Below are 9381 nucleotides of genomic sequence, written 5' to 3'. Positions count from 1 at the left end.
CTCGGCGGCTGCGGGCGCGGCGCCGGCGACGGCCTCGCCCCCATCGGGCGCGGCCTTGCGGGCGCGGGTGCGCGTCGCCTTGCGCAGAGACGCCTCCGGCGCCTCGGCAGCGGCCCCGTCGGCGCCAGCAGGCGCCTCGGACGCGGCCTTGCGGGTGCGCGTCGCCTTGCGCGCAGGCTTCTCGGCCTTCTCCCCGGCGTCAGCGCCGGCGGCCTTCGCCTCGGCAGCGTCATCCTCCGCCTTCTTCGCGCGCGTGGCGCGGCGGCGCACGGGCTTCTCCTCGGCAGCCGCCTCAGGTGCAGGGGCGGGCGCTGCCGCCGTCTTCGTCTCTTCGACTTCGCTCATTTACTGTACTTTCTCCCAGTCTGCGAGGAACGCCTCAAGCCCGCGGTCGGTCAGCGGATGGGCGACCATCTTCTTCAGCACGCCGAAGGGCACGGTGGCGATGTCGGCGCCCATGAGGGCGGACTGCGTCACGTGGTTGGCGCTGCGGATGGACGCGGCGATGATCTCGACCTGCTCGCCGTTCACGGTGTTGGCCGTGAAGTCGTAGTTGTTGATGGCCGTCACGATGTTGGCCACCTGGTCGAGGCCGTCCTCGGAGATGTCGTCGAAGCGGCCCACGAACGGCGAGATGTAGCGCGCGCCCGCGCGGGCGGCCAGGATGGCCTGCGGCACGGTGAAGCACAGCGTCATGTTCACGCGGATGCCCTCGTCGGCCAGCGTGCGCGTGGCCGCGAGGCCCTCGACCATGGTCGGGATCTTCACCACGACGTTGGGGGCGATCTGCGCCAGCTCGCGGCCGTCGCGCACGAGCTCGTCGCGCGTCATGGCGACCGACTCGGCCGACACGGGGCACTCAGGCCCCACGATGTCGCAGATGCGCTTGATGTGGTTGTGGAAGTCGTCGAGCTTGCCCCCGATGCGCGCGTAGAGCGTGGGGTTGGTGGTCACGCCCGCGAGCGCGCCCCAGCTGGCTGCCTCCTCGATCTCGGCGAGATCGGCGGTGTCCAGAAAGAACTTCACGTGGTCCTCCTCTTTCAGATGGCTTGGATGGTGCGAACGTGCGCGGATGCGCACGTGTCCTGACTTGGCTTTTGCGGAATTGACGGGATCTCCTCTTGGGGATGCTTCCTCTGCAGACGGCACGAAAGCCGCCTTGCCGCGAATGGCCGGGGGTGTGCGCCTGCGCGGATGCGCGCAAAGCGCCCGGACGGGCGGGCAGATGAGCTTCTGTGCGGGGAAATTGAAACTGCGCCCATGTTAGCGCATGTTTTCGCGCAGTTCAAGCACGGAATGCGCCGCGCGGGCAAAGGAGCGCGAAGAGCGCAGAGGAAGAGCGCCTGGCTTTCCACGTCCGTCGCAACCCGTTATGCCTGCGGGCGTCAACCTTGGCGGGAGCTTCGCCCCTCCCCCCTGTCATCTCGGGCGGAGCGCTTGGGCGGAGCGCCTGCAGGGCGCGAAGGCGAAGGGTCCGGCCGCGGGCGCGGCATGCCCGCATGCGGCGCTCAGCCGCCGCTAGAGCTCGAGCGTGCGGAAGAAGCAGCTCTCGGCTCCCGTGTGGCACGCCGGGCCTGCCGCCTCCACGAGCGCGAGCAGGCAGTCGGCGTCGCAGTCGTAGCGAATCTCCACCACGCGCTGGGTGTTTCCGCTGGTCGCGCCCTTGTGCCAGAGCTCCTGGCGGCTGCGCGACCAGAACACCGTCTCGCCTGTCTCGCGCGTGAGCTCAAGCGACGCCTCGCTCATCCACGCCACCATGAGCACCTCTCTGCTGCGCACGTCCTGCACGACGCACGGGACGAGGCCCGCCTCGTTGTAGGCGAGCTGGGAGAAGTCGGTGATGTCGGGGGCGTCCATGCAGCCCGCTCCTTTCCTGCGCACGCGCGCGGCGCATGCGCGCGCCTGGCGCCGCTAGAACGACGCCTTGTGCAGCATCTCGCGCATGCGCCGCGCCGCGCCTTCGTTCATCTTCGGAATGAGGTTGTCCAGAAGCTCGAGCATCAGCCCCTGGGCCTCGGGGACCATGCCCTCGAAGCGCAGGACGTCGGTGTCGTGCGCGCAGTTCACGTGGCAGGTGCAGGTGAGGTGCTCGATGAACGTGCGGATCTCGCGCGCCATCTCGCCCTCGGTCGGCGCGGCCCACGTGCCCGCGGCGATGTCGCGCGCGAGCGGCCAGGTCTGCGTCGGCGTGAGCGTGACGATGAGGATGTCGCTCGGGTTCGCCGCGCTGAACGCGCGCGCCGAGGCGATGGCGTTCTCCTCGCCGCGCCCCGCGCCCGCCATGCCCGCGAGGTAGAAGAACGTGAAGTCGATGCCCGCCTCGTGCAGGCGCCGCCCCTGCTCGACGATGTCGGCTGCGGTGTGGCCCTTCTCCATGAACTCAAGCGCCTCGTCGAAGCCGCTCTCCGCGCCGATGGTGATGCGGTTGACGCCGCGCGAGGCCAGAAGCGCCAGCTCCTCGTCGGACTTGCTCGCCACGTCCACGATGCGGCAGAAGCCGCCGTAGCTGTTCACCGTGGGAATGCGCTCCTCCACCATGTCGAAGATCTCGATGAGGCGGTGCGTGGGCAGCGCGAAGGGGTTGCCGCCCGTGAGGTAGATGCGCCTGGTGAGCGCCGTCGCCGTGCGCGCGATCTCCTTGATGTCGGCTTTGACCTCCTCTTCCGGCGACGCCGCGAACGGCACGCCGTTGAAGATGTCGCAGAAGTGGCACTTGCCGTGCGAGCACCCCGTGACGACCTGCAGCATGGGACACCCCAGATCATGCGGCGGCCGATGCTGCGGAGAGGAGATGTGGGACTTGATGTTCTGCTGGGCAGACATGGCGCTTTCCCCTTTCGAGACCTGCTGAAACTCTGCCCCTCATTGTATCACGGGGCACCCGTCGGAAAGCAGCGGCGCGACGCCCGCCGCCACGCTCGGGCTACAGGCGCACGGGGCTACAGGCGCACGGGGATGCCGCAGGAGCGCATGTGCTCCTTCACCTGGCGCACGGTGAGCTCGCCGAAGTGGAAGACGCTCGCGGCGAGCACGGCGTCGGCCTCGCCCTCGATGATGCCCTGCGCGAAGTGCTCGAGCTCGCCGACGCCGCCCGAGGCGATGACCGGGATGTCCACGGCGCGCGCCACGGCGCGGGTGAGCGCGCAGTCGAAGCCGTCGCGGCTGCCGTCGCGGTCCATGGACGTGAGCAGGATCTCGCCTGCGCCGCGCCGCGCGGCCTCCCGCGCCCACTCGACGGCGTCGATGCCCGTGGCGGTGCGCCCGCCCGCCACGTAGACCTCCCACTTGTTGGGGCTGCCCGCCACCGCCTTCGCGTCGATGGCGCACAGGATCGCCTGCGTGCCGAACGCGGCGGCAGCCACCGTGATGAGCTCGGGGTTCTTCACCGCCGCCGAGTTCACGCTCACCTTGTCGGCGCCGGCGGCGATCATGCGGCGGATGTCGGCCACGCTGCGGAAGCCCCCGCCCACGCAGTACGGCAGGTGCAGCTCCTCGCTCGCGCGGCTCGCGAGCTCGACGGTGGTGGCGCGGTCGTCGGAGGTGGCCGTGATGTCGAGGAAGATGACCTCGTCGGCCTTCTGCTCGTCATAGGCGCGCGCAAGCTCGATGGGGTCGCCCGCGTCGCGCAGGTTCACGAAGTTGACGCCCTTGACCACGCGGCCGTCCTTCACGTCCATGCAGGGGATTACGCGCTTAGTTAACATGGGAAATCTTCCTCTTCCGCTGATGGTCTTCCTGAGCCGACGGAGGCGACGCGGAACGGAGCTCAGTCGCTCAGACAGTCCTGCTCGCACGAAAGCGCCGCCGGCGCTTTCGGCTCGTGCGGAACTCGCTTGGTGAGCACCGTTCCGCGTCGCCTCCTGGCACTGCCAAAACGCGCCGCTACTCGCCGCTTGCGGCGGCGCAGGCCGCCACGCCCTCCTCGACGGTGAGCGTGCCCTCGTAGATGGCGCGGCCGGCGATGATGCCCTCGACGGCGTGGGCCACGGGCGCGAGGCGCTCGACGTCGGCCACGCTGGCCACGCCGCCGCTCGCCACCACGGGATGCCCGAACGCCTCGTGCATGAGCACGTAGGCCTGCGGGTCGAGGCCGGTCTGCATGCCGTCGCGCGCGATGTCGGTGTACACGAGGTGCTCGTAGCCCACGTCGGCCATGCGGCGCGCGAGCTCGTGCGCCGCGATGCCCGAGCCCTCGCACCAGCCCGACACGGCCACCTCGCCGCCCTTCGCGTCGATGCCCGCCACGAGCGCGCTCCCGCCGTACGCGGCCACCGCCTCGCGCGCGAACGCCGGGTCGCGCACGAGCGCCGTGCCGAGCACCACGCGCGTCACGCCCGCCGCCATGAGGCGCTCGACGGCGGCCATCGAGCGCACGCCGCCGCCCACCTCGACCTTCAGGTTGGTGGCGGCCAGGATGCGCTCGATCACCTCGACGTTGTCGGGGTTGCCCGACTTCGCGCCGTCGAGGTCGACTACGTGCAGCCAGGCGGCGCCTGCCGCCTCGAACGCGCGCGCCTGCGCCACGGGGTCCTCGTTGTAGACCGTGACCTGGGCGTAGTCGCCCTTCGCCAGGCGCACGGCGCGCCCGCCCAGAATGTCGATGGCCGGAAGCAGAAACATGGCCCACGTCCTTTCGCTAGATCTCGCCCACGATGCGCACGAAGTTCGCGAGCACCTTCGCGCCCGCGTCCGAGCTCTTCTCGGGATGGAACTGCACGCCGAACACGCGGTCGCGGTACTGCACCGCGCACGGGAAGGTGACCGAGTGCGTCGTCACGGCCACGGTGGCCGGCGAGTCGGGCGCCACGTAGCTGTGCGTGAAATAGAAGAACTCCCCCGGCTCGACGCCCGCGAACAGCGGGCAGGAGAAGCCCGGCCGGCCGATTTCGCCGGGAGCGGGAGCGCCATGAGGCACGGACCCCTCGCCGGGGGCGGGAGCGGTGCTCACCAAGCGAGTTCCGCACGAGCCGGAAGCGCCGGCGGCGCTTCCGTGCGAGCAGGACCGTCCGAGCGACTGAGCTCTGCTCCCGCCCCCGGCGACCCCGAGCGCGCCCGCGCCTGCCGGAACGACAGCATTCCACCCCACATGAGGCACCTTGTAGGCGCGCCCCGCGGCGTCGACGCGCGGCATCCTCCCCACCACGCCGGGCAGGATCGCAAGCCCGCGCGGGCGGCGCGGCTCCTCGTCTTCGCCAACCTCGGGCGCGCCTTCCTCGCCTTCCTCGAACATGAGGTGCTCGCCCAGGCAGATGCCGAGGAACGGCACGCCGGCGTCCACGCGCGCGCGGATGGCCTCCATCTGCCCAAGCTCGGCCATGGTGGCCGCCGCGTCGCCGAAGGCGCCCACGCCCGGCAGCACGATGGCGTCGGCGCGCGCGATCACGTCCACGTCGTCGGTGATGCGCGCGTCGCCGCCCACCGCGGCCAGCCCGCGCTCGACGCTCTTCAGGTTCCCCTTGTGGTAGTCGACGACCGCTATCACAGCGCCCCCTTGGTCGAGGGCAGCGCGTCGCCCACGCGCGCGTCTATCGCGCACGCCTGGCGCAGCGCGCGGCCGCACGCCTTGAACGACGCCTCCACCAGGTGATGCGCGTTCTCGCCCGCCAGCTGGCGGACGTGCAGCGTCACGCCGGCGTTGGCGGCCAGCGCGATGAGGAACTCCTTCGCAAGCGACGTGTCGAAGGTCCCCAGCAGGCAGAGCGGCACGTCGACGGCGTAGTGCAGCTGGCCGCGCCCCGAGATGTCGCACGCGGCGAGCACGAGCGCCTCGTCCATGGGCAGCAGCTGCGAGCCGAAGCGCGTGATGCCGCGCTTGTCGCCGAGCGCGCGGGCGATGGCCTGCCCCAGCACGATCCCGGTGTCCTCCACCGTGTGGTGCGCATCGACCTCGACGTCGCCTTTCGCCCGCACGCGCAGGTCGAACAGGCCGTGGCGCCCGAAGGCGTCGAGCATGTGGTCGAAGAACGGCACGCCGGTGTCGACGTCGACGGCTCCCGTGCCGTCCAGGTCGATCTCGACGCTGATGTCGGTCTCCTTGGTGGTGCGCTTCACCGTTGCGGTTCTGCTCACGATCGTCCTCCCCTTCCGTCGGCCTCAGGGACGCAGCGCGAAGTCGCGCAGGTTCCTCAGGAACAGGTCGTTCTGCTCGGACGTGCCGATGGTCACGCGCAGGCCGTTCTCCAGGTACGGCGCGCTGCTGAAGTCGCGCACGAGCACGCCGTGGGCGTAGAGGTACTCCCACGCCTCGGCCGCGTCGGCGATCTTGAAGAAGATCCAGTTCGAGTCCGACGGGTACGGCGTGACGCCCGGCACCTTGTGCAGCGCCTCCATCATGCGGGCGCGCTCGGAGATGATGGCCTCGATGCCCGGCTCGAACTTCGCGCGGTTGGCGAACACCACGCGCGCGATGGCCTGCGACACCACGTCAACCGAGTAGGGCTGGCGCACCTTGACGAACTCGCGGATCACCCCGGGGTTCCCGAGGATGTAGCCCACGCGCACGCCCGCGAGCGAGAACGCCTTGGAGAACGTGCGCAGGATGACGAGGTTCTCGTGCGCGGCCAGCTGCGGGCGCATCGTCTGGCGCGAGAACTCGAAGTACGCCTCGTCCACCATCACGAGCGCGTCCGTGGCGCCGAGCAGGCGCTCGAGGAACACCGGCGACGCCATGAGGCCCGTGGGGTTGTTGGGGCTCGCCACCACCATGTAGTCGACGTCGCCCTGCGCCGCGCGCGCGAGCACGGCCTCCTCGTCTATGGAGTAGTCGGGGTTGCGCGGGATGTCGACCACCGTGGTGTTCGTGAGGCGCGCGTTGGCTGCGTACACCGAGAACGTCGGCGGCAGGTTGAGGAACGTGCGCCCCGGGCCGCCCCACGCGAGCGCCAGGTCGAACAGAAGCTCGTCGCCGCCGTTGCCCACGAGCACCTGGTCGCGCTCGAGGCCGTTGGCCTCGGCGATCATGTCGCGCAGCTCGTTGGCGAGCGGGTCGGGGTAGCGGTTGAACGCCGCCTTCTTCACCTCGCGCATCGCCTGCTTGCGGATCTCGGGGTCCACGTCGCGCGGGTTCTCGTTCGCGGAGAGGAACGCCTCGGCGGGCAGGTACTTCGGGTCGTAGGGAACGAGGCCCTGGAGCTGCGGGGCGGACGCGCGCACCTTATTCATCGGCGGCCTCCCCTTCCGCAGCCCCGGCGGCCTGCGCGGCGTCGGCGGCAGCAGCCCCGGCGGCCTGCGCGGCGTCGGCGGCCTCGAGCGCCTCCACGCGCAGCGCGACCGACTCGGCGTGCGCCCACAGGCCCTCGTGGCGCGCGATGCGCATGGTGGCCTGCGCGTCGTTTCTCAGCGCCTGGGGCGAGAACTGGATGATGGACGACTTCTTCACGAACTCGTCCACCGAAAGCGGGCTCGCGTAGCGCGCCGTGCCGCCCGTGGGCAGCGTGTGGTTGGGGCCCGCCACGTAGTCGCCGAGCGCCTCGGTGGTCCACTCGCCGAGGAAGATGGCGCCCGCGTTGCGGATGCTGCCCAGGTAGCTCATGGCGTCGGCCACGTGCATCTCGAGGTGCTCAGGGGCGATGACGTTCACGGCCTGCAGGGCGGCCTCCATGCTCGGGCAGACGGTGATGAGGCCCTGCCCCTCGAGCGAGGCGCGCGTGATCTCGGCGCGCGTGGAGCGCGCGAGGTGCCCCTCGATGGCGGCCTCGACGGCGTCGGCGTACGCCTCGGAGAACGTCACCAGGTAGCATGCCGCGAGCGGGTCATGCTCGGCCTGCGCCATGAGGTCGATGGCCACGAGCGACGGGTCGGCCGTCTCGTCGGCCACCACGCACACCTCGGACGGGCCGGCGATCATGTCGATGCCCACGTCACCCGAGACGATCTTCTTGGCCGCGGCCACGTACGCGTTGCCCGGGCCCGTGATCTTGGCGACCGGCTCGATGGACTCGGTGCCGTAGGCCAGGGCGCCGACGGCCTGCGCGCCGCCCACGGAGTAGATCTCGGTCACGCCCGCGATCTTGCACGCCGTGAGGATACCCGGGTCAAGCGTGCCGTCCTTCGTCGGCGGCGTCACGCACACGATGCGCTCGACGCCCGCCACCTTCGCGGGCAGCGCGTTCATGAGCACGGTGGAGGGGTAGAGGGCGCGCCCGCCCGGCACGTAGATGCCCACCGACTCGAGCGGCGTCACCTTCGCGCCGAGGACGGCGCCGTCGGCGCGCGCGTAGATCCAGCTCTGCTGCACCTGGCGCTCGTGGAAGTCGCGGATCTGCGCGGCGGCGTGCTTGAGCGCCTCCACCGTGGCGGGCGCGACGTTCGCCTCGGCGGCCTCGATGGCCTCGGCCGGCACGCGGAGGTCCTCGACGCGCACGCCGTCGAACTTCTCGGTGAAGTCGCGCAGGGCCGCGTCGCCGCGGGTGCGCACCTCCTCGATGATGGACGTGGCGGCCTCGAGCGCGCGGGCGTTGAAGGCGCCCGTGCGGTTGATGAGCGAGCTGGTGAACGTTTCGTCTGGGTTGAGGATGACGCGGCGCATCATGGTGATCTCCTATCTCTGGCGGCAGGCCCGCGCGGGCGTGCCCGGTGTCTTGCTCTGGGGCTACCCGACGGATGCGGCGGGTGCCGTGGATATCGCGGACGCCGTGGGCGCCGTGGGTGAGACGGCGCTGCCGAGGGGCTTTCCCGCGATGGGCTCGTACGTGCTCTCGTCGGCGTGGCGCTGCAGCGCGCGCGCCAGGGCCGCGACGCGCTCGTCGGTGCGGAACGCGCACGTGTTCGCGAAGAAGCGCGCCGTGGAGGACAGCACCTCCTCCACGACCACCAGGTTGTTCTCGCGCAGCGTGGTGCCCGTGGCCGTGATGTCGACGATGCGCTCGGCCATGCCCGTGAGCGGCGCGAGCTCGATGTTGCCGTGCAGCTTCACGATCTCCACCTGCACGCCGGTCTTGGCGTAGTGGGCGGACGTGATGTTGGGGTACTTCGTGGCCACGCGGATGGAGCCGAGCTTGCGGTAGTGCTCGTCGATGGCGCCGCTTGCGCCCGCAGGCTCGGCCACCACGAAGCGGCACTCGCCGAACTTGAGGTCCACGAGCTCCACCACGTCGGGCGACGCCTCGAGCAGCGAGTCCTTCCCGCAGATGCCGCAGTCGGCGGCGCCGAGCGCCACGAACACCGGCGCGTCGGAGGGGCGCACGATGATGAAGTCCACGCCCGGGTTGCTGATGATGAGCTGGCGCCCCGGGTTGTCGAGCCCCGCGGTGTCGAGCCCCGCGGCGCCAAGGCACTCAAGGGCGTCGGCAGCCAGCGAGCCCTTCGGCACGGCGATGCGCAGGGGGCGCGCCGTGCGGCTCGCGGCGGCGGGCGCGGCAGGGGCGGCGGTCGTGCGGCTCG

At 70.8% G+C, this 9381-nt stretch carries 10 protein-coding genes and 1 pseudogene; all 11 read right to left on the bottom strand.

Annotated elements, in window-relative coordinates; all coding sequences use genetic code 11:
• Positions 1-345, bottom strand: a pseudogene (locus G7Y49_RS11345) (hypothetical protein); the annotation flags it as partial.
• On the bottom strand, positions 346-1026 hold the full coding sequence (locus G7Y49_RS11340; RefSeq protein WP_165173900.1) for a transaldolase family protein: 681 nt from the start codon (positions 1024-1026) through the stop codon (positions 346-348).
• Between the two features lie 492 nt (positions 1027-1518).
• Positions 1519-1857, bottom strand: coding sequence for a phosphoribosyl-AMP cyclohydrolase (hisI, locus tag G7Y49_RS11335; protein WP_165173898.1), 339 nt, complete (start codon positions 1855-1857; stop codon positions 1519-1521).
• 54 nt (positions 1858-1911) lie between these two features.
• Positions 1912-2823, bottom strand: a complete 912-nt coding sequence (locus G7Y49_RS11330; protein ID WP_165173896.1) for a radical SAM protein — start codon at positions 2821-2823, stop codon at positions 1912-1914.
• Between the two features lie 116 nt (positions 2824-2939).
• Positions 2940-3704: an imidazole glycerol phosphate synthase subunit HisF gene (hisF, locus tag G7Y49_RS11325; RefSeq protein WP_165173894.1), complete on the bottom strand. Its 765-nt coding sequence runs from the start codon at positions 3702-3704 to the stop codon at positions 2940-2942.
• A gap of 178 nt (positions 3705-3882) precedes the next feature.
• Positions 3883-4620: a 1-(5-phosphoribosyl)-5-[(5-phosphoribosylamino)methylideneamino]imidazole-4-carboxamide isomerase gene (gene hisA, locus G7Y49_RS11320; protein WP_165173892.1), complete on the bottom strand. Its 738-nt coding sequence runs from the start codon at positions 4618-4620 to the stop codon at positions 3883-3885.
• A 16-nt stretch (positions 4621-4636) separates the two neighbouring features.
• Positions 4637-5482, bottom strand: a complete 846-nt coding sequence (locus tag G7Y49_RS11315) for an imidazole glycerol phosphate synthase subunit HisH (RefSeq protein ID WP_165173890.1) — start codon at positions 5480-5482, stop codon at positions 4637-4639.
• Positions 5479-6072, bottom strand: coding sequence for an imidazoleglycerol-phosphate dehydratase HisB (gene hisB, locus G7Y49_RS11310; protein WP_165173904.1), 594 nt, complete (start codon positions 6070-6072; stop codon positions 5479-5481). Before hisB ends, G7Y49_RS11315 begins: the two co-directional genes overlap by 4 nt.
• A 21-nt stretch (positions 6073-6093) precedes the next feature.
• Complete coding sequence (hisC, locus tag G7Y49_RS11305; RefSeq protein ID WP_165173888.1) at positions 6094-7161, bottom strand: histidinol-phosphate transaminase; 1068 nt, start codon at positions 7159-7161, stop codon at positions 6094-6096.
• Complete coding sequence (hisD, locus tag G7Y49_RS11300; RefSeq protein WP_165173902.1) at positions 7154-8527, bottom strand: histidinol dehydrogenase; 1374 nt, start codon at positions 8525-8527, stop codon at positions 7154-7156. Before hisD ends, hisC begins: the two co-directional genes overlap by 8 nt.
• 63 nt (positions 8528-8590) lie before the next feature.
• Positions 8591-9381 (bottom strand): ATP phosphoribosyltransferase (gene hisG / locus G7Y49_RS11295; protein ID WP_165173886.1); only part of this gene is annotated, 791 nt, incomplete at its 5' end.

The organism is Adlercreutzia sp. ZJ242, assembly GCF_011038995.1.
In the GTDB taxonomy this organism is placed as follows: Bacteria; Actinomycetota; Coriobacteriia; order Coriobacteriales; family Eggerthellaceae; genus CAAEEV01.
Note: the sequence above shows the minus strand (reverse complement) of the source record. Positions and strands in the feature narration are given on the sequence as shown.

Coding starts and splice junctions, on each gene's coding strand:
- hisI (WP_165173898.1), bottom strand. CDS start 1,857: ATGGACGCCCCCGACATCACCGACTTCTCCCAGCTCGCCTACAACGAG.
- hisA (WP_165173892.1), bottom strand. CDS start 4,620: ATGTTTCTGCTTCCGGCCATCGACATTCTGGGCGGGCGCGCCGTGCGC.
- hisF (WP_165173894.1), bottom strand. CDS start 3,704: ATGTTAACTAAGCGCGTAATCCCCTGCATGGACGTGAAGGACGGCCGC.
- hisC (WP_165173888.1), bottom strand. CDS start 7,161: ATGAATAAGGTGCGCGCGTCCGCCCCGCAGCTCCAGGGCCTCGTTCCC.
- G7Y49_RS11330 (WP_165173896.1), bottom strand. CDS start 2,823: ATGTCTGCCCAGCAGAACATCAAGTCCCACATCTCCTCTCCGCAGCAT.
- hisD (WP_165173902.1), bottom strand. CDS start 8,527: ATGCGCCGCGTCATCCTCAACCCAGACGAAACGTTCACCAGCTCGCTC.